Source organism: Kitasatospora brasiliensis, from assembly GCF_032654805.1.
Lineage (GTDB): Bacteria > Actinomycetota > Actinomycetes > Streptomycetales > Streptomycetaceae > Kitasatospora > Kitasatospora brasiliensis.
Window position 1 is genome coordinate 273,769 of sequence record NZ_JAUOOW010000005.1, and the last position, 22,907, is coordinate 296,675.

General features: G+C 72.8%; 18 protein-coding genes and 1 tRNA gene. 3 read left to right on the forward strand and 16 right to left on the reverse strand.

Annotated features, from left to right (window positions below; translation table 11 throughout):
- Window positions 1–31: 31 nt before the first annotated feature.
- The 11 genes from prmC to QWJ13_RS20850 all read right to left on the reverse strand — a co-directional run bounded on the left by prmC (window position 32) and on the right by QWJ13_RS20850 (window position 14,075).
- Window positions 32–898: a peptide chain release factor N(5)-glutamine methyltransferase gene (prmC, locus tag QWJ13_RS20800; protein ID WP_316526279.1), complete on the reverse strand. Its 867-nt coding sequence runs from the start codon at window positions 896–898 to the stop codon at window positions 32–34.
- A 58-nt stretch (window positions 899–956) separates the two neighbouring features.
- The gene (gene prfA, locus QWJ13_RS20805) at window positions 957–2,036 is read right to left on the reverse strand and encodes a peptide chain release factor 1 (protein WP_316526280.1); all 1,080 of its coding nucleotides are present in this window, start codon (window positions 2,034–2,036) and stop codon (window positions 957–959) included.
- A 146-nt stretch (window positions 2,037–2,182) separates the two neighbouring features.
- Window positions 2,183–2,404 (reverse strand): 50S ribosomal protein L31, encoded by a 222-nt coding sequence (gene rpmE / locus QWJ13_RS20810; protein WP_316526281.1) that lies wholly within the window; start codon window positions 2,402–2,404, stop codon window positions 2,183–2,185.
- A 138-nt stretch (window positions 2,405–2,542) separates the two neighbouring features.
- The gene (locus QWJ13_RS20815) at window positions 2,543–3,664 is read right to left on the reverse strand and encodes an LCP family protein (RefSeq protein WP_316526283.1); all 1,122 of its coding nucleotides are present in this window, start codon (window positions 3,662–3,664) and stop codon (window positions 2,543–2,545) included.
- 140 nt (window positions 3,665–3,804) lie between these two features.
- Window positions 3,805–5,907, reverse strand: coding sequence for a transcription termination factor Rho (gene rho, locus QWJ13_RS20820; RefSeq protein WP_432277566.1), 2,103 nt, complete (start codon window positions 5,905–5,907; stop codon window positions 3,805–3,807).
- Window positions 5,908–6,513: 606 nt separating this feature from the next.
- Window positions 6,514–7,452, reverse strand: a complete 939-nt coding sequence (thrB, locus tag QWJ13_RS20825; RefSeq protein WP_316526284.1) for a homoserine kinase — start codon at window positions 7,450–7,452, stop codon at window positions 6,514–6,516.
- 366 nt (window positions 7,453–7,818) lie between these two features.
- On the reverse strand, window positions 7,819–8,919 hold the full coding sequence (gene thrC / locus QWJ13_RS20830) for a threonine synthase (RefSeq protein WP_316526286.1): 1,101 nt from the start codon (window positions 8,917–8,919) through the stop codon (window positions 7,819–7,821).
- Window positions 8,920–8,928: 9 nt separating this feature from the next.
- A complete protein-coding gene (locus tag QWJ13_RS20835) occupies window positions 8,929–10,221 on the reverse strand; it encodes a homoserine dehydrogenase (protein WP_316526287.1) in 1,293 nt (430 codons plus the stop codon).
- Window positions 10,222–10,359: 138 nt separating this feature from the next.
- Window positions 10,360–11,808, reverse strand: a complete 1,449-nt coding sequence (lysA, locus tag QWJ13_RS20840) for a diaminopimelate decarboxylase (RefSeq protein ID WP_316526288.1) — start codon at window positions 11,806–11,808, stop codon at window positions 10,360–10,362.
- A gap of 90 nt (window positions 11,809–11,898) precedes the next feature.
- Window positions 11,899–13,560, reverse strand: a complete 1,662-nt coding sequence (gene argS / locus QWJ13_RS20845) for an arginine--tRNA ligase (protein WP_316526289.1) — start codon at window positions 13,558–13,560, stop codon at window positions 11,899–11,901.
- 83 nt (window positions 13,561–13,643) lie between these two features.
- Window positions 13,644–14,075: a response regulator gene (locus QWJ13_RS20850; protein ID WP_316526698.1), complete on the reverse strand. Its 432-nt coding sequence runs from the start codon at window positions 14,073–14,075 to the stop codon at window positions 13,644–13,646.
- Window positions 14,076–14,252: 177 nt separating this feature from the next.
- On the opposite strand from QWJ13_RS20850, the gene QWJ13_RS20855 reads away from it, so the two are divergent.
- Window positions 14,253–14,324: transfer RNA gene (locus QWJ13_RS20855), tRNA-Arg, on the forward strand.
- Window positions 14,325–14,450: 126 nt separating this feature from the next.
- Here QWJ13_RS20855 and QWJ13_RS20860 read toward each other — a convergent pair.
- The 4 genes from QWJ13_RS20860 to QWJ13_RS20875 form a co-directional block, all read right to left on the reverse strand.
- Window positions 14,451–15,419 (reverse strand): trypsin-like serine peptidase, encoded by a 969-nt coding sequence (locus QWJ13_RS20860; protein WP_316526290.1) that lies wholly within the window; start codon window positions 15,417–15,419, stop codon window positions 14,451–14,453.
- 149 nt (window positions 15,420–15,568) lie between these two features.
- Window positions 15,569–16,474 carry a carbohydrate kinase family protein gene (locus QWJ13_RS20865; protein WP_316526291.1) on the reverse strand — a complete coding sequence of 302 codons (906 nt, stop codon included), beginning with the start codon at window positions 16,472–16,474 and terminating at the stop codon, window positions 15,569–15,571.
- A gap of 77 nt (window positions 16,475–16,551) precedes the next feature.
- Complete coding sequence (locus QWJ13_RS20870; RefSeq protein WP_316526293.1) at window positions 16,552–18,108, reverse strand: MFS transporter; 1,557 nt, start codon at window positions 18,106–18,108, stop codon at window positions 16,552–16,554.
- 168 nt (window positions 18,109–18,276) lie between these two features.
- Window positions 18,277–19,986 carry a DUF885 domain-containing protein gene (locus QWJ13_RS20875; RefSeq protein ID WP_316526295.1) on the reverse strand — a complete coding sequence of 570 codons (1,710 nt, stop codon included), beginning with the start codon at window positions 19,984–19,986 and terminating at the stop codon, window positions 18,277–18,279.
- 170 nt (window positions 19,987–20,156) lie between these two features.
- On the opposite strand from QWJ13_RS20875, the gene QWJ13_RS20880 reads away from it, so the two are divergent.
- Both QWJ13_RS20880 and QWJ13_RS20885 read left to right on the forward strand, forming a co-directional pair.
- On the forward strand, window positions 20,157–20,903 hold the full coding sequence (locus QWJ13_RS20880) for a TetR/AcrR family transcriptional regulator (protein WP_316526296.1): 747 nt from the start codon (window positions 20,157–20,159) through the stop codon (window positions 20,901–20,903).
- A gap of 91 nt (window positions 20,904–20,994) precedes the next feature.
- Entirely contained in the window at window positions 20,995–21,693 is a 699-nt protein-coding gene (locus tag QWJ13_RS20885) for an MBL fold metallo-hydrolase (RefSeq protein WP_316526297.1), read from the forward strand.
- Here QWJ13_RS20885 and QWJ13_RS20890 read toward each other — a convergent pair.
- Window positions 21,649–22,860: a serine/threonine-protein kinase gene (locus tag QWJ13_RS20890; RefSeq protein ID WP_316526298.1), complete on the reverse strand. Its 1,212-nt coding sequence runs from the start codon at window positions 22,858–22,860 to the stop codon at window positions 21,649–21,651. The genes QWJ13_RS20885 and QWJ13_RS20890 overlap by 45 nt on opposite strands.
- Between the last annotated feature and the right edge of the window lie 47 nt (window positions 22,861–22,907).

Below are 22,907 nucleotides of genomic sequence, written 5' to 3' on the forward strand. Positions count from 1 at the left end.
CCTTGCGCGCCGTGGTGCTGTGCTCGACAGTTCACAACCCGACCCTTCGGGCGGTTGTGAAACGCGGCCGGTTGTTCAGGTCACGGTGGTCGGCGGTGTCCGTCCAGCCGTGTTCCTCGTTGAAGATCCACGGCACCTGGCCGCCCTGCTGGTCCGCGTGCTCGATCACCACCGCGCCGCCCGGGCGCAGCAGCCGGGCCGCGACCCGCTCGATGCCGCGGATGGTGTCCAGGCCGTCCTCACCGGAGAACAGCGACATCTGCGGGTCGTGGTCGCGGGCCTCCGGCGCGACGTACTCCCACTCGGTGAGCGGGATGTACGGCGGGTTGGAGATGACCAGGTCGAAGCGGCCGTCCCAGGAGCGGTCGTCCTCGAAGGCCTTGGTGGCGTCCCCGGCGTGCAGGGTGATCCGGGCGCGGTCCGGGCTGGCCTCGATGTTGCGCCGGGTGTACTCCAGCGCGCCCTCGTCGAGTTCGAAGGCGTGCACGGTCGAGCGCGGCAGCTCCTGGGCCAGGGCGAGGGCGATCGCGCCGGAGCCGGAGCACAGGTCCACCACCAGCGGCTCGGCCACGTCCATGTCGCGCACCGCGTCTATCGCCCACTCGACGACCGTCTCGGTCTCCGGCCGGGGCACGAACACCCCGGGGCCGACCGCCAGTTCGAGGTAGCGGAAGAACGCCCGCCCGGTGATGTGCTGGAGCGGCTCGCGCGCCTCCCGGCGGGACACCGCCTCCCAGTACCGGGCGTCGAAGTCGGCGTCCTTCACCGTGTGCAGCTGGCTGCGCTTGACGTTGTGGACGTAGGCGGCGAGCTCCTCCGCGTCGAAGCGCGGCGACGGTACGCCGGCCGCGGCCAACCGCTGAGTGGCCTGGGCCACCTCGGCGAGCAGCAGGTTCATCCGTACGACCTCTTGTTTCTCCGGCTCCGGGCGAAACGCGGGCTGGGGCGCGCCGGTCTCAGTTCTCTTGGGCGGCCGCGGCGAGCTTGGCCGCCGCGTCCTTGTCGACGCAGGACTGGATCACCGCGTTCAGTTCGCCGTCCAGGACCTGGTCCAGGTTGTACGCCTTGAATCCGGTGCGGTGGTCCGAGATGCGGTTCTCGGGGTAGTTGTACGTCCGGATCCGCTCGGAGCGGTCCACCGTACGGACCTGGCTGCGGCGCGCGTCCGAGGCCTCCCGCTCGGCCTCCTCCTGCGCGGCGGCCAGCAGCCGCGAACGCAGGATGCGCATCGCCTGCTCCTTGTTCTGGAGCTGGCTCTTCTCGTTCTGGCAGGACGCCACGATACCGGTCGGCAGGTGGGTGATCCGGACCGCGGAGTCGGTGGTGTTGACCGACTGGCCGCCGGGGCCGGAGGAGCGGTAGACGTCGATCCGCAGGTCGTTGGCGACGATCTCGACCTCGACCTCCTCCGCCTCGGGGGTGACCAGCACGCCCGCCGCGGAGGTGTGGATGCGGCCCTGGGACTCGGTGGCGGGGACGCGCTGCACGCGGTGCACGCCGCCCTCGTACTTCAGCCGGGCCCAGACGCCCTGGCCGGGCTCGGTGTTGCCCTTGGTCTTCACGGCCACCGAGACGTCCTTGTAGCCGCCGAGGTCGGACTCGTTGGAGTCGATGATCTCGGTCTTCCAGCCGATCCGCTCCGCGAAGCGCAGGTACATCCGGAGCAGGTCGCCGGCGAACAGCGCGGACTCCTCGCCGCCCTCGCCCGCCTTGATCTCCAGGATGACGTCCTTGTCGTCGCTCGGGTCGCGCGGGACCAGCAGCAGCCGCAGCTCCTCGGTCAGCTCCTCGCGGCGCGCCTCGGAGTCCTTCACCTCGGCGATGAACTCCGGGTCCTCTGCGGCGAGTTCGCGCGCGGCCTCGATGTCCTCGCCGGCCTGCCGCCACTGCCGGTAGACCCGGGTGATCGGGGTCAGCTCGGCGTACCGCTTGGCCAGCTTGCGCGCGTTGGCCTGGTCGGCGTGGACGGACGGGTCGGCCAGCCTCTTTTCGAGGTCGGCGTGCTCGACGAGGAGCTCTTCGACTGCCTCGAACATGGGGTGGCCTTCTTCCCGGGGGCTCGGAACGTGGGGTGGGGGTGGGGAACTCGGGTGCGGAACTTCGCGGGGGACGCGAACGGCGCCGGCCCCCGAGCGCCCCCGAAACGAGTACGGGGGCACCGGGAACCGGCGCCGAGGGAGCGCTAGGCCTTCGCGCTGTGCTGCTTGCCGAAGCGCTTCTCGAAGCGGGCAACGCGGCCACCCGTGTCGAGGATCTTCTGCTTGCCCGTGTAGAACGGGTGGCACTGCGAGCAGACCTCGGCGCGGATCTCGCCACTGGTCTCGGTCGAGCGGGTGGTGAACTCGGCACCGCAGGTGCAGGTCACCTTGGTGACCACGTACTCGGGGTGAACGTTGGGCTTCAAGGGGTTCTCCTAGGTTTCGGGAGGGTACCGGGTCGACGGCTGAGTGCCGCACGTGAACCGGGACCGACGGACCAGTCTGCCAGGACCGGCCGCTTCTTCCCAAACCGGGGGGCCCTCGGGGATATTCCGGGCGCCCGCTCAGCGCGTCGCGCCGGCCTTCGGGGTGGCCTTCCCGGTGCTCCTCGCGGCCGTCGGGGCGGGCGCGGGAGGCGCCTGGGCGGGGTTCTGCGGCTGCGCGGAGACCACCGCCGGGGGGAACGGCCGGTCGACCCTGAGCGCCGTCCAGACCTGGTCGGCCAGCGGCTGCTGGGGAACCACCCGGTTGGGGTCGCTGGGGGCGGTCTCCACCGGCAGGGTGACCATGCTCAGCTGGTCCGGGCCGATCCCCTTGAGCTCCTGGACGAGCCCCACCAGCGAGTTCACCGAGCCCAACGCGGAGTCGGTGGTGATGCTCTTGGTCACCGTGTCGCCGATCGACCACATCTTGACCGGGTTGGTGAACAGCCCGGTGCCCCCGGCCTGCTTGAGCAGCGAGCGCACCATCTGCTTCTGGAGCTCGATCCGGCCGAGGTCGCTGCCGTCGCCGACGCCGTGCCGGGTGCGCACGAAGGCCAGCGCCTGCTGCCCGTTCAGGTGGTGCTCGCCGGGCGGCAGGTCGAGCCCGCTGTCCTTGTCGTGGATGGCCACCGTGGTGTTCACGGTGGCCCCGCCTATGGCGTCCACGACCCGGGCGAAGCCGGCGAAGTCGATCTGGAGGTAGTGGTCCATCCGCAGTCCGGTGAGCTGCTCGGTGGTCCTGACCGCGCAGGCCGCGCCGCCGCTCTCGAACGCGCTGTTGTACATCGCCCGCTTGGCGCCGGGCACGGTCTTCCCGCTCGCGTCCACGCAGTCGGGGCGGACCACCAAGGTGTCGCGCGGGATCGAGACGATCTGGGCGCCGGAGTGGTCCTGGTTGATGTGCACCACCATCGCGGTGTCCGAGCGGGCGGTGTCGCCGGTGTTCCCGCCGGCCATCGAGCCGTTGTCGCCGGCCCGCGAGTCGGAGCCCAGCACCAGGATGTTGAAGGAGCCGTCGGTGGCGGCCGGCGGCCGGGCGTCGCCCAGCCGGCCGTCGATGTCGACGCTCCTGATGTTGCCGTTGAACTTGAAGTACGCGAAGAGCCCCGCACCGGCCCCGAGGACGACGAGCGCGGCGAACGCGCAGGCGGCCGTCCGCAGCAGTCTGCCGCGGCGGCTCAGGATCCTCTTGTGCTCGGCCATACGGACCAGAGTAAATCGGACAACATGATCCAAACGCCCTCAAGGTGTCCCGACTCTGGAACAAAGCGGCCAGGACGCGCGGAACCCCGGACCGCTCGCGCGATCCGGGGTTCCGTGCCGAGACAGCCGTCCGGCTACGGTCAGTCGCCCGAGCCGGGGGTGGTCTTGGCGATCTGCATCAGGAACTCGGCGTTGCTCTTGGTCTGCTTCATCTTGTCCAGGAGCAGCTCGATCGCCTGCTGCGAGTCGAGCGCGTGCAGCACCCGGCGCAGCTTCCAGACGATGGCCAACTCCTCGCTGCCGAGCAGGATCTCCTCCTTGCGGGTGCTGGAGGCGTCCACGTCGACGGCCGGGAAGATGCGCTTGTCCGAGAGCTTCCGGTCGAGCTTGAGCTCCATGTTGCCGGTGCCCTTGAACTCCTCGAAGATCACCTCGTCCATGCGCGAGCCGGTCTCGACCAGCGCGGTGGCCAGGATGGTCAGCGAGCCGCCGTTCTCGATGTTGCGCGCGGCACCGAAGAACTTCTTCGGCGGGTAGAGCGCGGTCGAGTCGACACCACCGGACAGGATGCGGCCGGAGGCCGGCGCCGCCAGGTTGTAGGCGCGGCCGAGGCGGGTGATCGAGTCCAGCAGGATGACCACGTCGTGGCCCAGCTCCACCAGGCGCTTGGCGCGCTCGATGGCCAGCTCGGCGACGGTGGTGTGGTCCTCGGCCGGGCGGTCGAAGGTCGAGGAGATGACCTCGCCCTTCACCGACCGCTGCATGTCGGTGACCTCTTCCGGACGCTCGTCGACCAGGACGACCATCAGGTGGCACTCGGGGTTGTTGTGGGTGATCGCGTTGGCGACCGCCTGGAGCACCATGGTCTTGCCGGTCTTCGGCGGCGCGACGATCAGACCGCGCTGGCCCTTGCCGATCGGTGACACCAGGTCGATGATCCGGGTGGTCAGCACGCCCGGGTCGGTCTCCAGGCGCAGCCGCTCCTGCGGGTAGAGCGGGGTGAGCTTGTTGAACTCGGGGCGGCCGCGGCCGCTCTCCGGGTCCATGCCGTTGACGGAGTCCAGGCGCACCATGGCGTTGAACTTCTCGCGGCGCTCGCCGTCGCGCGGCTGGCGCACCGCGCCGGTGATGGCGTCACCCTTGCGCAGGCCGTTCTTGCGGACCTGGGCGAGCGAGACGTAGACGTCGTTCTGGCCCGGCAGGTAGCCGGAGGTGCGCACGAACGCGTAGTTGTCGAGGATGTCGAGGATGCCCGCGACCGGGATCAGGACGTCGTCCTCGCCGATCGGCGTCTCGACCGGGCCGGCCTCGAAGCCGTCGCGGCCACGGCGGCCACGGCGGTCGCGGTAGCGCCCGCGCCGGCCCCGGCGGCCCTCGCCGAACTCGTCGTCCTCGTAGCCGCCCTGCTGGGCCTGCGGCTGCTGCTGGGCCTGCTGGGTCTGGCGGCCCTGCTGGTCGGCCTGGCCGCCCTGCTGCTGGCCGCCGCCCTGCTGGGTCTGGCGGTCGGAGCGCTCACGGCGGTTGCGGCGGTCGCGACGCGACTCGCGCCCATCGCCGTCGCCCTGGGCCTCGCCGCCCTCGGTGCGCTCGGTGCGCTCGGTGCGCTCCGTACGGTCGGTGCGGTCACCGCGCTCGCGCCGCTCACGGCGGTCGCGACGGCTCTCGCGGCCGTCCTCGCGCCCCTCGAAGCCGCGGGTCTCGGCCGGACGGGCCTCGGCCTGCTTCGGCTCGGCGACCACGACGGCGGCGGCCTCGGCCTCGACGGCCTGGGCGGCCGGGGCGGTGGGGGCACCGGCGGCCGAGGTGGCGCGACGGCGGGTGCGCTCGGTACGGGCCGGCGCGGCGGTCTCGGCGGCGGCCTGGACCGGGATCTCGATCTGGGCCTGCGGCTCGGCGGCCTCGGCGGGGGCGGCCTTGGCGGCGGCCTTGGTGCGGCGGGCCGGCTTCTCGGCCGGGGCCTCGGCCTCCGCCTTGGCGGCGGTGCGCTTGGCGGCCGGGGCGGTGCCACCGGCGGCGAGCAGCGGGTCCCCGCCGCTCTTCTCCTTGATGGTCTCGATCAGCTGGCTCTTGCGCATGCGGCCGGTACCGGTGATGCCAAGGTCCGCGGCGAGCTTCTGGAGCTCGGCCAGCACCATGCCGTCCAGGCCCGCGGCGGCACTGCGGCGGCGCCGCGCCGGGGCAGCGGGGGTGGCGGCGTCCGACGCGTCGGCGTCCGGGCGCATCAGATCGGTGGAGTCGCTCACTAAGGGTCCTTCCCTGGAGCGGGCGTCGGCCTGTCTGGCTCGGCGACCGGTTGTGCTGTCCTGACCAACGCTCGACTGCGTCGGTCCGAGGCGGTGGTCCCTCGAATGGCGGGAGCCCGTCGAGGGAGAGCTACGTACGAGGTGCGGTGCATGAAGCACGGTGGTGCTGAGTTGGCGCGTGGGCCGGTCGTGTGTCGACCTCCCCTGGGGGCATAGCCCCCACGCTCCCTGCGAATCCCGGGCCCCCGTCGCGTGACGGTGGCCCGCGCTCCGCCCGTCCTGGCCTCTAGGTGGGAGGCCGCGGGTGGGAGTCAGGTGCCGTGTCACGGCTTCGGGATGCGGCCGCATGTCGCGCAGGCAGGCTGCGTACGCGCTGCGGTGGGCTCCCGGAGAATCGTCGCCCCGTGCATCGCCGGGACTCCACTGCCGTGGAGTGCTGGGATCGGGACGCGGCGCACCGAGCCCCGGAGGGCACCTGGTGCAGCAATGAGGTTAACACTACCGACCCCCTCAGACATTCCCCAGCCTTGCGCTTGCCAATCGTGTCCGTCGGGCCCGGCTCGGCAGGGTGCCGGTGCCGGGCCCCGCGCGGCCCGTTCGGGCTGCTCAGACGTCCAGCGGGAGCACGACGGCCCCGGTGCGGTCGACGTCCAGGCGGTGCGCGGCGAACGCCGGGTCGCCGCCGTGGCCGTGGTGACCGGCGAAGGAGAGCACCTTGTCGACGCCCGCCTCGTCGGTGAGCGCCAGGACGGTCGGGCCGGCCCCGGAGATGACCGCGGGGAAACCCTCGGCGCGCAGCGCGCCGACCAGGGCGGCGCTGTCCGGCATCGCGGAGGCGCGGTAGTCCTGGTGCAACCGGTCCTCGGTCGCGGCGAACAGCAGGTCGGGGCGCCGGGTCAGCGCCTCCACCAGCAGCGCGGAGCGGCCGGCGTTGACGGCGGCGTCGGCCAGCGGGACGGTCTTCGGCAGCAGGCCGCGGGCGGTCTCGGTGAGCACCGCGCCGGCCGGCACGAACACCACCGGGACGACCTGCTCGGACGGCTCCAGGGCGACCGCCTTGGCCGACTCCTCATCGGTCCAGGCGATGGTGAAGTTGCCGCGCAGGCAGGCCGCGACGTTGTCCGGGTGGCCCTCCAGCTCGGAGGCGAGGGCCAGCAGCGCGTCGTCGTCCAGCGCGGACGGACCGCCGATGGCCACCGCGCGGGCGGCCACGATGCCGGCGCAGATGGCGGCCGAGGAGGAGCCGAGGCCGCGGCCGTGCGGTATCCGGTTGGCGCAGACGATTTCGAGGCCGCGGGGCTGGCCGCCGAGCCGGTCGAAGGCGGCGCGCATCGAGCGGACCAGCAGGTGGCGCTCGTCGCGCGGCAGCGTCTCGGCGCCCTCGCCCGCGATGTCGACGGAGAGGCCGGAGTCGGCGACCCGGACGACCACGTCGTCGTACAGGCCCAGCGCGAGCCCGAAGGCGTCGAAGCCTGGGCCGAGGTTGGCACTGGTCGCGGGAACCCGGACCCGGACGGCGGCGGCACGGAACGCGGGACCGGCCATGCGGTGGACTCTCCTGGGGAAATCGGGCGGCGCGGAGCGCGTCGTCGGTGCGAGGGTGGGGAACGGACCGCGATCCCTCAGGGGGGGCGGGCGGTCGCGGGGGTCGGCTCGGGCCGGACCCGCCGGGCCCGGGGCAGTTGCCACCCGGCCGAGGCCAGCGTATCGAAGAGAGGTTCCCCAGCGGTACACCCCGTGGGCCTTCGATCTGGTGTGTTGCCGGTTCTGGCCGGAATGCGCACCCCCCTCCGGTGAGGAGAGGGGCGGAAACGCATCGCAATGCGAAGCTCAATTGACACAAAAGTGTCAGTGTCGAACTTCGACGGGCCGACCCTCGAAAGGGTCGGCCCGTCGACGTGTCAGACCCCGTTACCGGTCGAGCAGTCCGAGGCTGCGGGCGGCCGCCTCCGGGTCGATCGGGACGACCTGCGGCTGCGGCGCGCCGGCCACCGCCCAGTCCGGGTCCTTCAGGCCGTTGCCGGTCACGGTGCAGACGATCCGCTGGCCCGGGTCGACCAGGCCGGCCTCCGCCTTGGCCAGCAGACCGGCCACCGAGGCGGCCGAGGCGGGCTCCACGAAGACGCCCTCCTGCGAGGCCAACAGCCGGTAGGCGGACAGGATCTGACGGTCCGTCACCTTGTCGATGAGGCCGCCGGACTCGTCCCGCGCGGCGAGCGCGAAGTCCCAGGAGGCCGGGTTGCCGATCCGGATCGCGGTGGCGATCGTCTGCGGCTTGAGCACCGGGGCGCCGTCCACGATCGGGGCCGAGCCGGCCGCCTGGAAGCCCCACATCCGCGGGGTGCGGGTGGCCAGGCCGTCCGCGGCGTACTCGCGGTAGCCCTTCCAGTAGGCGGTGATGTTGCCCGCGTTGCCGACCGGCAGGACGTGGATGTCCGGGGCCTCGCCGAGCATGTCGACGATCTCGAAGGCCGCGGTCTTCTGGCCCTCGATCCGCACCGGGTTGACCGAGTTGACCAGCGCCACCGGGTACTTCTCGGACAGTTCGCGGGCGAGGGTCAGGCAGTCGTCGAAGTTCCCGTCGACCTGGAGGATCCGGGCGCCGTGCACCAGCGCCTGGCCCATCTTGCCCAGGGCGATCTTGCCCTGGGGGACGAGCACCGCGGAGACCATCCCGGCCCGCACCGCGTACGCGGCGGCGGAGGCCGAGGTGTTGCCGGTGGACGCGCAGATGACCGCCTGGGCGCCCTCCTCCTTGGCCTTGGAGATGGCCATCGTCATCCCGCGGTCCTTGAAGGAACCGGTCGGGTTGGCGCCCTCGACCTTGAGGTAGACCTCGCAGCCGGTGCGCTCGGAGAGCACCTGGGCGGGGACGAGGGGCGTGCCGCCCTCCAACAGGGTGACCACCGGGGTGGCCGCGGTGACCGGCAGGCGGTCCCGGTACTCCTCGATCAGGCCGCGCCACTGGTGGGTGTGCGCGCCTCGGACGACGTTCTCGGCAACGGCGTTCATGGCTGTTCCTTATTCCCCTTCGACCCGCATGATGCTGGCCACGTCCCGCACGCTGTCCAGCGCGCGGAGCTTGTCGACCGTCGCCGACAGCGCGGCGTCGGTGGCACGGTGGGTGACCACGACGAGCGAGGCGTCGCCGTCGCGGCCCTGCTGGCGCACGGTGTCGATGGACACGCCGTGCTCGGCGAAGACGGACGCCACCTGGGCGAGCACGCCCGCGCGGTCGTCCACGTCCAGGCTGACGTGGTAGCGGGTGACCACCTGGTCCATCGGCTTGGCCGGCAGCCGGGTGTACACCGAGTCGCCGGGGCCGGTGGTGCCGGCCACCTTGTTGCGGCAGACCGCGACCAGGTCGCCGAGCACCGCGGAGGCGGTCGGCGAGCCGCCGGCGCCCGGGCCGTAGAACATCAGCCGGCCGGCCGCCTCGGCCTCGACGAACACCGCGTTGTACGCCTCGCGGACGGAGGCCAGCGGGTGCGACAGCGGGATCATCGCCGGGTGGACGCGCGCGGTGACGGACTCGCCGTCGGCCGCCCGCTCGCAGATCGCGAGCAGCTTGACCACGCAGCCCATCTCCTTGGCGGAGGCGATGTCGGCCGCCGTCACCTCGGTGATGCCCTCGCGGTAGACGTCCGCCGCGGTCACCTTGGTGTGGAAGGCGATGCCGGCCAGGATGGCGGCCTTGGCGGCGGCGTCGAAGCCCTCCACGTCGGCCGTCGGGTCCGCCTCGGCGTAGCCCAGCGCGGTGGCCTCCTCCAGCGCCTCCGAGTAGCCGGCGCCGGTGGTGTCCATCTTGTCGAGGATGAAGTTGGTGGTGCCGTTGACGATCCCCAGCACCCGGTTGACCTTGTCGCCGGCGAGGGACTCGCGCAGCGGGCGCAGCAGCGGGATCGCGCCCGCCACCGCGGCCTCGTAGTACAGGTCCACCCCGGCCTCGGCGGCCGCGGCGTGCAGCTCGGTGCCGTCCTTGGCGAGCAGCGCCTTGTTGGCGCTGACCACCGAGGCACCCTGCTCGAAGGCCTTGAGGATCAGCGATTTGGACGGCTCGATGCCGCCCACGACCTCGACCACCACGTCGATGTCACCGCGGCCCACCAGGGCCTCGGCGTCGGTGGTGATCAGGTGCTCCGGGACGCCCGGCCGGACCCGGCCGGCCCGGCGGACGGCGATCCCGGCGAGCTCCACCGGGGCACCGATGCGAGCGGCGAGGTCGTCGGCCGTCGTCGTCATGATGCGCGCCACCTCGGAGCCCACCACACCACAACCCAGCAACGCCACCTTCAGCGGGCGCGTACGCATCATCCGACTCCGCTCTGCATTCATCGTGCTTCGGTAATTCCGGCGGGATTTCCGGTCCCGCCGGGAACTTCGGTCCGTACCAGTCTCCGGGACTTTCCGCACGGATCTACGGTCGTTCCATGATCTGAGACGAGTATTTCGTCATCCGATATCCAGACGCAGGAGATCCTCCTGCGTCTCGCGCCGGACGATCACCCGCGCCGCACCGTCCTTGACGGCGAGCACGGGGGGCTTGAGGGCGTGGTTGTAGTTGCTCGCCATCGAGCGGCAGTAGGCGCCGGTCGCGGGCACCGCGATCAGGTCCCCCGCGGCCAGGTCGGCGGGCAGGAAGGCGTCCCGGACGACGATGTCGCCGGACTCGCAGTGCTTGCCGACCACCCGCACCAGCATCGGCTCCGCGTCACTGGTACGCGACACCAGGGCCACCGAGTACTCGGCGTCGTACAGCGCGGTGCGGATGTTGTCGGACATCCCGCCGTCCACGCTGACGTAGGTGCGCAGGCCCTCCAGCGGCTTGACGGTGCCGACCTCGTACAGCGTGAACGCCGTCGGGCCGACGATCGCCCGGCCCGGTTCCACACTCAGCCGGGGGGTGTCCAGCTGCGCGGCGGCGCACTCGCGGCGGACGATGTCGGCCAGCGCGGCCGCGATCTCGGCCGGCTCGCGCGGGTCGTCCTCGCTGGTGTACGCGATGCCGAGGCCGCCGCCGAGGTCGATCTCGGGCAGCTGGACGCCGTGCTCGTCACGGATCTCGGCCAGCAGGCCGACCACCCGGCGGGCGGCCACCTCGAAGCCGGCCATGTCGAAGATCTGCGAGCCGATGTGCGAGTGGATGCCGCGCAGCTCCAGGCTGTCGCGGTGCGCGAGCACCCGGCGCACCGCCTCGGCGGCGGCGCCCCCGCCCACCCGTCGCCCATCACCACCCTCAACCGAGCCGCTTCGCGGCGCAGCCAGATTCAAGGAGAGCCCGAACTTCTGGTCCTCGTGGGCGGTGGCGATGAACTCGTGGGTGTGCGCCTCGACGCCGACGGTGATCCGGATCAGCACCTGCTGGCGCACGCCCTGGCCGGCGGCGATCGCCGCGAGGCGCTCGATCTCCTCGTAGGAGTCGACCACGATGTGCCCGACGCCGGTCTTCACCGCGTGTTCCAGCTCGTCCGCGGACTTGTTGTTGCCGTGCAGCGCGATCCGCCGCGGCGGCATCCCGGCGGCCAGCGCGACGGCCAACTCGCCCGCGCTGCACACGTCGAGGTTGAGGCCCTCCTCGTGCAGCCAGCGCACCACGGCCTTGGAGAGGAACGCCTTGCCGGCGTAGTAGACGTCCGCGTCGGTGCCGAAGGCGTCCCGCCAGGCGCGCGCCCGGGAGCGGAAGTCCTCCTCGTCCAGCACGTACGCCGGGGTGCCGAACTCGGCGGCCAGCCGCTTGACGTCGACGCCGCCGACGGTGGCCACGCCCTCGGCGTTCCGGGCGACGGTGCGCGACCAGACCTTGGGATCGAGCGCGTTCAGGTCGGCGGGCGGGGCCTGGTAGTGGCCCTCGGGCAGGACGTCGCCGTGGCGGGGGCCTGCGGGGTGTGCACTTCGGCTCATGCTGCTGAGTCCTTCGAGACCTATGGCGAGGGGCGGCGACGGTCCCCGTTGACCGTCCGCCGCCCCCGCCGTTGCGCTTGGGGGTGGTGCCTACATCCGCTCGGGCGCCGTCACGCCCAGGAGCGTGAGGCCGTTGGCGAGCACGGTGCGCGTCGCCTCGACCAGCCAGAGGCGGGCGCGGTGCGTGTCGGTGAGCTCCTCGTCGCCCTTGGGCAGGAACATGCAGTTCTCGTACAGGCGGTGGTACTTGCCCGCGAGCTCCTCCAGGTAGCGCGCGACCCGGTGCGGCTCGCGCAGCTCGCCGGCCGTGGCCAGCACCCGCGGGAACTCCGCGAGGTGGCCGAGCACGTCGGACTCCCACTCGGTGGCCAGCAGCTCGGGTTTGAACTGCTCGGCCGCGCCCTTGTCCACGCCCAGCTCGGCGGCCTTGCGCGCCACGCCGCACATCCGGGTGTGGGCGTACTGGACGTAGAAGACCGGGTTCTCGGTGGTCTGGCTGGTCAGCAGGTTGATGTCCAGCGTGATCGTCGAGTCCGTGGAGGAGCGCGCCAGGGTGTAGCGGGCGGCGTCCACGCCGATCCACTCGACCACGTCGTCGATCGTGATGATGTTGCCGGCCCGCTTGGACATGCGGACCTCTTCGCCGTCGCGAAGCATCTTCACGAACTGGCCGATCTTCACCTCGATGTTGCGGTTCATGTCGTCGCCCGCGCAGGCCGAGATGGCCTTGAGGCGGTTGACGTAGCCGTGGTGGTCGGCGCCCAGCATGTAGAGCGCGACCTCGGCGCCGCGGTCCCGCTTGGACAGGTAGTACGCGGCGTCGGCGGCGAAGTAGGTCTTGTCGCCGTCGGCCTTGATCAGGACGCGGTCCTTGTCGTCGCCGAAGTCCGTGGTGCGCAGGAAGACGGCCTCGTCCCGCTCGAACACGTGGCCCTGCTCGCGCAGCCGGTCGATGGCCTTCTCGACGGCGCCGGAGTCGTGCAGCGACTTCTCCGAGAACCACACGTCGAAGTGGGTGCCGAACTCGTCCATCGAGCGCTGGATCTCGGCGACCATGAGCTTGAGGCCCTCGGCGCGGAAGACTTCCAGCTGCTCGGCCTCGGGCAGGTCGAGCACGCCCGGGACGGCGTCGGTCAGCGCCTTGGCGATGTCGACGATGTACTCGCCGACGTACCCGCCCTCCGGCACCTCTCGACCGTTCGCGGCGGCCTGGAGCGAGGCGGCGAACTTGGTGATCTGCACGCCGGCGTCGTTGAGGTAGTACTCGGTGGTGACGTCGGCGCCGGAGGCCCGCAGCACGCGCGCCAGGGAGTCGCCGACGGCGGCCCAGCGGACGCCGCCGATGTGGATCGGGCCGGTCGGGTTGGCGGAGACGAACTCCAGGTTGATCTTCAGGCCCTTGAGGGCCTCGTTGCGGCCGTAGGCCTCGCCCGCCTCGACGACGGTGCGCGCCAGCGCACCGGCGGTGGCGGTGTCCAGGGTGATGTTCAGGAAGCCCGGACCGGCGATGTCGACCTTGGCGACGCCGGTGATCCCTCGCAGGCGCTCGACCAGCAGTTCGGCAATGGCTCGCGGCGGCTTGCCGGCCGCCTTCGCGAGCTGGAGGGCCACGTTCGTCGCGTAGTCGCCGTGGTCCCGGTTCTTGGGCCGGTCGACCGTCACGTGCTCGGGCACGGCGACGGCCAGCTCGCCCGCCTCGACGGCGGAGCTCACTGCGGCCTGGATTGCCTGGGAAAGGTCTGCGGGGGTCACGACGCCAAGCGTAGGCGAGACGGAGTGCCCGCCCGCCACTCGGTTTACCGGTTGAGACGTCCGGATGCCCTCGTTCCGGGGTCTCAGCCCCGATCGGTGGGGTCTGTTCGCTCAGGGCGAACTGTGTCGGGCGACCCCTCGGGCCGCACGGTGAGCCGCATCAGCCGCCGGACCAGGGCCACCAGGTCGGCCGGGTCGAAGGGCTTGCCGAGGTAGCCGTCCACCCCGACCCGCTCCCCCAGGTCGAGGTCCGCCGGGGTGCAGGCGCTCACGATCGCGATCGGCAGCCGGCCGGTGTCCGGGGTGGCGCGCAGCCGGGCCGCCGTCCGCAGGCCGTCCAGCCGCGGCATCATCACGTCCAGCGTCACCACGTCCGGCCGCACCCGGCGGATCACCTCCAGGCACTCGGCGCCGTCGGCGGCGGTCACCACCTCGAAGCCTTCGAGCTCCAGGTTGACCCTGATCAGCTGGCGGATCACCTCGCTGTCGTCCACCACGAGGACCCGCCCGGACACTCCCGACACCTCACCGAGGGTATCGGCGGCCCCGCCGCCCCGTCCGGCCTTTGGGCACTTCCGCTCCCCGCCCCCCGGCGCCGCCCCGACGATCTTCCGGGAACCCGGGTACGGGGCGCATGTTTCATGGGGTATTGTTTCTCACGTCGCAAGCGCAAGCAGCCGACAGGCCAGTAGGCCCCCGTAGCTCAGGGGATAGAGCACCGCCCTCCGGAGGCGGGTGCGTAGGTTCGAATCCTACCGGGGGCACTTCGCGGGAAGTGCAACTGAGGCCCAGATCAGTGGAGTTGATCCACGGATCTGGGCCTTCGTCATGTTCCGGGCCGGACGGGCCCGACGGGCCGCACGGGCCCGGTTGCCCGGGCCCGGCGCGCTTCAGGAGGCGGAGGCCTCGACCTGGGTGTAGAGGTCCGCGATGGTGTGGTCGAAGTAGGCGCTGTACGAGGTGTCGTCGGTGTCGCCGCCCTGCTCGTAGCCGCCGATCGCGCCGACCACCTCGCCGGTGGCGGTGTCGATCCACGGGCCGCCGCTGGTGCCGGACGGGTAGGACGGGCACTGGACGACCCGCTGGTAGTCGCTCTCCCGGCCGGTGGTGTCGGTGCACAGCAGCGGCGCCTCGGAGTCGGCGGGATAGCCGTAGAGCCGCACGGTCGCGCCGAACGGCTCGCCGGCGCCGAGTTTGTTGCCGCCGACCACGTCCTCGACGTTGCGCCCACCGTTGGGCGCGGTCTCCAGGATCGCGAAGTCCTCGTCCGCGTCGCCCTTCTGGGACCAGCCGGCGGTGGTGTGGATCGCCGTCACCCGCCAGGTGCCGTACGGGGCGGAGCCGTCGCGGTAGCCGGGGGCGAAGGTGACGCCGTCGGTGCTGCTGAGGCAGTGGGCGGCGGTCAGCAGCAGGTTGCCGGCGGCGCTGTGCAGCACGCTGGCCGTGCAGAAGTGGTTGCCGGCCCCCACCGAGCCGCTGAACAGCGCGCCGACGGTGGCGGATTCGCGGTCGGCGGCCGGGGCCGGGGCCGGGGCGGTGGTGCCGAGGGTGACGGGGGTGGCGGCGGCCGACGCGGTGGCGGTCGGGGAGTCGGTGGGCGCGGGCGAGGCGGAGGCGGCGGGGGACGCGGTCGGGGCCGCCGCCGCGGTGGGAGGGGCGGCCGGGCCGGTGGCCGCGGCGGGCGGGGCGGCGACCGTACGGGTGCTGCGGGCCGCCTTGCCGGCCGCCGACGCGTCGGAGAGGTCCAGCCCGTGCGTCCCGGTGAGCACGGCGGCGACCGCGACGGCGGACAGCGCGGTGAACAGGGACGGGACCAGGAGGCCGCGGCGGCGGGACCTCTGGCGGCGGTGCTTGCCCATGCCTGCTTCTCCTGCCGGGGCGATCGGTGGCGGCGTTCGGTCAACGACTATGACGCCTCAGCCTGGTAGGGGCGTGACCGGCTCCTTGGAGCTCGATGAGAAATCCGCGCCCGCCCGTGCCCCCGACGCCACCGACCCGCGTCCCGACGTCAGTTGCCCGCGAGCACCGCGTCCAGGTCGGCGGCCGCGACGAAGGCGGTGTGCGTTCCGGCGGCGGTGCAGGCGAAGGCACCGGCCACCGTACCGGCCCGGGCGCAGTCCAGCGGCGCGCGCCCCTGGAACCAGGCGTACAGGAAGCCGGTGACGAAGGCGTCCCCGGCGCCGTTGGTGTCCACCACCGGGCGGCCCGGGTCGACGGCCGGCAGGTGGCGCGGCTCGGCGTCGCCGCGGGCGAGCAGGTGGCAGCCCTCGGCGCCGGCGGTGGCGACGACCACCCGCGCACGCCCCTCGGCGAGGATCGCGCGCATCACCTCCTCGTGCCGGCCGCGGCAGCCGGCCACCGAGAGGAAGACCAGGTCGGAGCCGAGCGCGTAGTCGCGGTGGTGGGGGTCGGCGCCGTCCCAGTCGTGCAGGTCGGTGGAGGTGGTGCGGCCGAGGCGGCGCAGGTCGCCGTACATGTCCCGGTTGACGCCGGTGATGGACAGGTGGACGTGCCGGGTGCGCTCGGCGTACGGCAGGTAGAACGCGCGCGGCAGCCGCAGGTCGGCGGGGTGGCGGCCGTCGAAGAAGGAGAACCGTCGGCCGGCCGCGTCCACCAGGTTGACCCCGCGCGGGGTGCCGTGCGGGCTCACCAGGTGCGCGAAGTGCAGGCCGTGGCGCGCGTAGTGGGCGCGGACCAGGTCGCCCTGCGGGTCCTCGCCGAGGAAGTCGATGAACGCGGTGCGCAGGCCGAGGTGGTGGGCGCCGAGGGCGACACCGTTGCCGGTGTGGCCGACGTAGTCCCGCACCGGTTCGACGAACGTCGAGTCGGCGGCGGGGATCTCCAGCCGCTCGACCCGCACGATGGTGTCCACTCCGGTACCGCCGACGACGAGCAGGTCGAACTCGGGCAGCATGGCGCCTCCTTGGCCCCTGGAAAGTGCCAGGAGTCAAGCAGGCGCCGGAGGTTGACTGCAAGATCTTGCTGCAAATTTCATCCCGCCGGTGGCGGCTCCGCGCCCGCTTCGGTCCGGGCCTCCGCGCGGACCTCGGCTCGGACCTCGGCCTCCCCGGCCTCCCCCATCGGCACGGCGGTGGCCCCGATCGGCGCCGGACGGTGGTCGATCATCAGCACCGCGACCAGGGCGGCCACCAGCAGGACACCCATCGCCACCCAGGTCGCGACCACGTAGCCGTGCACCGCGCCCTGCGCCCGCACCGCCGGATCGGAGGCGATCCGGGTGGCCAGGAAGCTCGCGGTGGCGCTCGCGGCCACCGTGTTCAACAGCGCGGTGCCGACCGAACCGCCCACCTGCTGAGCCGAGTTGAGGGTGGCCGCGGCCGCGCCGGCCTCGTGCGGGGCGACCCCGAGGGTGGCCAGGCTCATGGCCGGCATGAACACCAGACCGAGGCCCAGGCCCAGCAGCAGCTCCGCGGGCAGCACCATGCCGGCCCAGGGGCTGCCCACCCGCATCTGGGTCAGCCAGGCCATGCCGGCCGCGGCCAGCAGCAGCCCGGGACCGACCAGGTACCGGGTCGGCACCCTGGTCATCATCCGGGCCGAGAAACCCGTCGAAGCCAGCACGATGGCGGCCGTCATGGGCAGGAAGGACAGGCCGGAGACGACCGGCGAGAAGTGCTTGATGACCTGGAGGTAGTAGGTCAGGAACAGGAACAGCCCGAACAGCCCGATCATCGCCAGGCCGACCGAGAGCGCGCCGCCGGCCCGGTTGCGCTCCGCGACGATGTGCGGCGGCAGCAGCGGGTGCGCACTGCGCCGCTCGACCAGGACGAACAGCGCGAGCAGCGCCGCGCCCAGGCCCAGCGAGCCGAGCACCAGGGCGTCGCCCCAGCCCCGGTTCACGGCCTCGGAGGTGCCGTAGACGATCGCCAGCAGGCCGCCGCAGCCGAGCAGCGCCCCGGGCAGGTCCAGCGGCATCCGACGGCCCTTGGCGACGTGGTCGCGGTGCAGCACGGTGAACGCCGCGAAGGCGGTGACGGCGGCGATCGGCACGTTGACGAACAGGCACCAGCGCCAGTCCAGGTACTCGGTCAGCAGCCCGCCGGCGATCAGGCCGATCGCGGAGCCGCCGCCGGCGATGGCGCCGAAGATGCCGAAGGCCGTACTGCGCTCCCGGGGGTCGGAGAAGGTGGTGGAGAGCAGCCCCAGCGCGGAGGGGGCGAGCAGGGCGCCGAACGCGCCCTGGAGGGCGCGGGCGCCGAACAGCATGGCCGGGCTCGCCGCGGCGCCGCCGAGGGCGGAGGCGAGGGCGAAGCCCAGCAGGCCGACGGTGAAGACGCGCTTGCGGCCGAAGAGGTCGCCCAGCCGTCCGCCGAGCAGCAGCAGGCCGCCGAAGGCCAGCGTGTAGGCGGTGATCACCCACTGCCGGTCGGCGTCCGAGATGCCCAGCGACCGCTGGGCGGACGGCAGGGCGATGTTCACGATGGTGATGTCCAGCACGATCATGAGCTGGGCGGTGGCGATGACCGCCAGCGCCCACCAGCGGCGTCGATCCGCGTCCTCATGACCGGTGGCGGGTAGCGCAGACACTGGTCGAGCCTTCCGGAGTGCGGCGGAGAGATCACGCAGTCGCCTTCCAGGGGAACTCCGGCCAGGGCCGATGGCAAGGAAAAACCTCACCAAATCGGCCTGTTCGGGACAAAAGGACTAGAGCCCCGGGACTCGCGACCGAGTCCCGGGGCCCCTGTCCGAGCCCGATCAGAGCGCCGAGAGCTCCTCGACCAGGTCGTCCAGCCCCAGCGAGCCCTGCGAGAGCGCCGCCATGTGCCAGGCCTTGAGGTCGAACTCCTCGCCGCGCGCCTCGTGCGCCGCCTTCGCCGCCGCCCGGCCGCGCAGCCAGGCGCGCTCGCCGAGCTTGTAGCCGATCGCCTGGCCGGGCATGCCCAGGTAGCGGACCAGCTCGCTGTCCAGGAACTCGTCCCCCAGGCCGCAGTACAGGCCGAAGAACTCCCGGGCGTGCTCGGGGCTGACCGGCTCGCCCGGCTTGTACGGGGAGTCGGCCGGGAAGTCCAGGCCCACGTGCATGCCGATGTCGATGATGACCCGCAGCGCCCGCATCATCTGGGCGTTGAGGTAGCCCAGGCGGTGGCCCGGGTCGGTGAGGTAGCCGAGCTCGTCCATCAGGCGCTCGGCGTACAGCGCCCAGCCCTCCAGGTTGGCGCTGACCCCGCCGAGGCTCACCTGGTAGGTGGAGAGCCGGTCGGCGACGTAGTTCCACTGCGCGAGCTGGAGGTGGTGGCCCGGGACGCCCTCGTGGTACCAGGTGGAGACCAGGTCCCAGACCGGGAAGCTGTCCCGGCCGACCAGCGGCAGCCAGGTCCGCCCGGGGCGGCTGAAGTCCAGCGAGGGGGCGGTGTAGTACGGCGCCGCGGCGCTGCCCGCCGGGGCGATCCGCGACTCGACCCGGGTGACCGGCTCGGCCAGGTCGAAGTGGCTGCCCTGGAGGTCCTGGACGGCCTGGTCCATCAGGCCCTGGAGGTACTCCCGGGCGGCCTCGGCGCCCTCGATGGCCGGGCCGTCGGTCTCCAGCCACCGCATCGCCGCCAGCAGGCCCTCGCCCGGCAGCACCTTCTCGGCCTCGACCTCCATCTGCGCCAGCAGGTCGTGGAACTCGCTCCAGGCCCAGGCGTAGGCCTCGTCCAGGTCCAGGTCGGCGCCGGTCCAGTAGCGCACCAGGCGCACGTAGCGCTCCCGGCCCGCGGTGTCCGGGGCGCCGGCGGCGGCCGGGGCGTACACGTCGCGCAGCCAGTCGCGCAGCTCGGCCAGCGCCCCGTCGGCGGCCTCCGCGTGCTTCGACAGCTCGGCGCGCGGGCCCTCCGGCGCGGCCTGGACGAACTGGACGAACCATCCGTCGCCCTGGCCGTCCTCGCCCAGCCACTCGGCGAACTGCCCCAGCACGGTGGCCACCTGGCGCGGGCCGGACAGCAGACCGCGCTCGACGCCCTCGGCCAGCGTCTGCCGGTACTGCGCGAGCGCCACCGGGACCCTCGCCAGGCGGCGGCCGAGCACCTGCCACTCGGCCTCGGTGTCGGTGCCCATCAGGGTGAAGGCCTCCCGCAGCTCGTGCACCGGGGAGCTGAGGTTGCGCAGCGAGCGGAAGTTCTCCCCCGCCTCGTACACGGCGAGTTCGGCGGTCAGCCGCTCGCGCAGCAGCCGGGCGCAGCGGCGCTCCGCCTCGTCCTCGGCGGCGCCGGCCCGCTCGGCCTCGTCGAGCTTCGCCAGGGTGCGGCGGGCGAGGCCGGCGACGGCCTCGGCGCCGGCCGGGGAGAGATCGGGAAGACGGTCGTCCTCGGTGTTGAGGCCGAGGTAGACCGCGATCAGCGGGTTGAGCTCGGCCAGTTCGCGGACGTGGTCGTCGGCGATGCGGCGCGGGGTGCTGCCGCCGTCGGTGATCAATTCTTCACGCATCCGGACATCATTTCGCGGTACGGCCGCTTTGACACCCATTTACCTCCTTGGCTTTTGCCTCCTGCCTTGCCTCCTGCCTTGCCATCCGTCGGTCACCGGCCGCTCCGGCCCGCCGAATCCGTTCGGCGCGACCGGATCCGATCGGTACCGCGGCCATTACGCTGGCCGCCATGGAAGCCAGCACCAGCACGGCAGCAGGTCAGGCACCCGCCCCGGCCGCGTCCGAACCGCGCCCGCGCCGCACCGGCTACCGGCGGCTGCCGGTCCAGAAGCGGCGCGAGCAGCTGATCGCGGTCGCCCTGGAGCTGTTCGCCTCCCGGCCGCCCGAGGAAGTGAGCCTGGACGACGTCGCCGAGGCCGCCGGGGCCTCGCGCCCGCTGGTGTACCGCTACTTCGCGGGCGGCAAGCAGCAGTTGTACGAGGCCGCGCTGCGCTCCGCGGCGAACGAGCTGACCAGCCGCTTCGCGGTGCGGGTGAGCGGGACGCCGTCCGAGCAGCTGTCGGCGGTGCTGGACGGCTACTTCGCGTTCGTCGCGGAGCACGACGCGGGCTACTCGGCGCTGCTGCGCGGCGGTTCGGTGGTGGAGACGGCCCGGACCTCGGCGATCGTGGACGACGTCCGGCGGGCGGCGCTGCGGCGGACGCTGCGCCACCTGGGCGTGCGGGAGGCCGGGCCGCGGCTGACGCTGCTGGTGCGCTCGTGGATCTCGGTGATCGAGGGCGCGTCGCTGAGCTGGCTGGACGAGGGGCGGACGCTGCCGGTGACGGAGCTGCGGGACTGGCTGGTGGACCAGTTCACCGCGATGGCGGCGGCGACGGCGCTGCGCGATCCGCAGACCGCCGAGGTGCTGGCGGGGGTGCTCGCGCTGGAGGGGCCGCGAGCGGAGCGGCTGCGGGCGGTGCTGGAATGCCCGTGAGGCGCCGGGCGGCTAAGCCGGGTGGCTGACATTCGAACGCCCAGGGCGAACGCAGGCGTGCCGGGGTTTGCCGCTGCGCAGGATGCCGGGCATGGAGATCATCCGGGTACGCGACGAGTTGCACATGATCACACTGGAGTTCGGCACCGCCTACCTCTGGCGGGACGAACACGGCCTCACCCTGGTCGACACCGGCATCGCCGGCTCGGCGGACGCCATCGAGGAGGGCATCCGGGCCGTCGGGCAGGAGCCGGCCGCGCTGCGCCGGATCGTGCTCACCCACCACCACGAGGACCACACCGGCTCGGCGGCCGTGCTCGCCCGCCGCCACTGCGCCCAGGTGGTGGCGCACCGGCTTGAAGCCCCGGTGGTCCGGCGCGAGCAGCCGCCGGTGCCGCCGGTGCTGAGCCCCTTCGAGCAGCAGCTGTGGGAGGGACTGCCGGCGGTACCGCCCGCCGAGCCCTGCCCGGTGCACCGGGAGGTCGAGGACGGGGACGTGCTGGACATCGGCGGCGGCGCGGTGGTGGTGCACGTGCCGGGGCACACCGACGGCAGCATCGCGCTGCACCTGCCCGGCCCCGGGGTGCTGTTCACCGGGGACGCGGTGGCCAACGTCCAGGGCCGGATCGTGCCGGGGGTGTTCAACACCGACCCGGCCCTGACGCTCGCCTCCTTCCACCGGCTGGCGGCGCTGCCGGTGGAGACGGCGGTGTTCGGCCACGGCGACCCGATCGCGCGGGGCGCCTCAGCCGCCCTGCGGGCCGCCGCCGAGCAGCACGCCCAGGTCTAGTCCGCGTGCCCGGCCCGGGCCGAGCCGGGCGACCTCCCGCTGCCAGTGCGCGAGGTCGCGCCGGGCGTCCGCCCGGGCCTCCGGGGTGGCGCCCGGCACCCGGGCCAGCCCGTCCAACAGCTCCACGGCGGCGCCCGGACTGCCGTCCCGGGCCAGCCAGAGCGCCAGGTCGTGGCAGGTGCGCAGGGTGCGCGGGTCGTCCGGGCCACAGATCCGGGCGAAGTCGGGGACGAGCCCGAGCAGGATCTCCACCGCCTCCGCCGCCTCCCCCGCCGCGCCGTGCTGCCAGGCCCGGTCGGCCCGCCGGCGCAGCTGCTCCGGGCTGGGGTCACCCGGACGCAGCATCCCGGGCCGGATCCCGCGCAGCCGCTCCAGCACCTCGGCGGCGCCGCTCGGCCGCCGTCCGGGCTGTTTGGCGAGCAGCCCGGCGATCAGCTCGGCCAGCTCCGGGTCCGTGCTGCGGACCCGCGGCGGGACCTCCTCCAGGTGCTTGTACATGTACTCGGCGGCCGAGGCGGCGCGGAACGGGCGGCCGCCGGTGCAGACCTCGTGGAGCATGATGCCGAGCGCGTAGAGGTCGGCCCGGCCGTCCACCACGCCGCCGGACCAGCACTCGGGCGCCAGGTACGGGACGGTGCCGACCACGCTGCCGGTGGAGGTGAGCCGGACGCTCTGGGTGACCAGTCGGGCGATGCCGAAGTCCAGCACCTTGGCCCGCTGCCCGTCGTCCGCGATCATCACGTTCTCGGGCTTGATGTCCCGGTGGACGATCCCCGAGCGGTGCGCCGCGTCCAGCGCCTTGCAGACGTGCCGCATCCAGCGCAGCGCCTGCTTGTGGTCCGGCAGGCCCTCCTTGAGCACCTCGGACAGCGCCCGGCCGCGGACCAGCTCCATCACCAGGTAGGGGATCTTCCCTGAGCCGGACTCCGTCCACCCGTAGTCGTAGACGGTCACGATGTGCGGGTTGTTGAGGCCGCCGGCCGTCCGGGCCTCGCGGACGAACCGGCTGACCGCCTCCCGGTCGGCGGCGTGCTCGGCGAGCAGCACCTTGACCGCGACCTCCCGGTCGATGGTCGTGTCGGTCGCCCGCCAGACCACGCCGAACCCGCCCTTGCCCAGCCGCTGCTCCAGCCGGAAGCGACCGCCGAGCACCTCGCCCTTCTCCATGCCCTCCCCCAACTCGACCGCGCCCGCCCGGCGTTCGCCGCCGGTGC

Coding starts and splice junctions, on each gene's coding strand:
- QWJ13_RS20890 (WP_316526298.1), bottom strand. CDS start 22,860: ATGGAGAAGGGCGAGGTGCTCGGCGGTCGCTTCCGGCTGGAGCAGCGG.
- QWJ13_RS20885 (WP_316526297.1), top strand. CDS start 20,995: ATGGAGATCATCCGGGTACGCGACGAGTTGCACATGATCACACTGGAG.
- QWJ13_RS20815 (WP_316526283.1), bottom strand. CDS start 3,664: ATGGCCGAGCACAAGAGGATCCTGAGCCGCCGCGGCAGACTGCTGCGG.
- lysA (WP_316526288.1), bottom strand. CDS start 11,808: ATGAGCCGAAGTGCACACCCCGCAGGCCCCCGCCACGGCGACGTCCTG.
- prmC (WP_316526279.1), bottom strand. CDS start 898: ATGAACCTGCTGCTCGCCGAGGTGGCCCAGGCCACTCAGCGGTTGGCC.
- thrB (WP_316526284.1), bottom strand. CDS start 7,452: ATGGCCGGTCCCGCGTTCCGTGCCGCCGCCGTCCGGGTCCGGGTTCCC.
- QWJ13_RS20860 (WP_316526290.1), bottom strand. CDS start 15,419: ATGGGCAAGCACCGCCGCCAGAGGTCCCGCCGCCGCGGCCTCCTGGTC.
- thrC (WP_316526286.1), bottom strand. CDS start 8,919: ATGAACGCCGTTGCCGAGAACGTCGTCCGAGGCGCGCACACCCACCAG.
- QWJ13_RS20865 (WP_316526291.1), bottom strand. CDS start 16,474: ATGCTGCCCGAGTTCGACCTGCTCGTCGTCGGCGGTACCGGAGTGGAC.
- QWJ13_RS20875 (WP_316526295.1), bottom strand. CDS start 19,986: ATGCGTGAAGAATTGATCACCGACGGCGGCAGCACCCCGCGCCGCATC.
- QWJ13_RS20835 (WP_316526287.1), bottom strand. CDS start 10,221: ATGATGCGTACGCGCCCGCTGAAGGTGGCGTTGCTGGGTTGTGGTGTG.
- QWJ13_RS20880 (WP_316526296.1), top strand. CDS start 20,157: ATGGAAGCCAGCACCAGCACGGCAGCAGGTCAGGCACCCGCCCCGGCC.
- prfA (WP_316526280.1), bottom strand. CDS start 2,036: ATGTTCGAGGCAGTCGAAGAGCTCCTCGTCGAGCACGCCGACCTCGAA.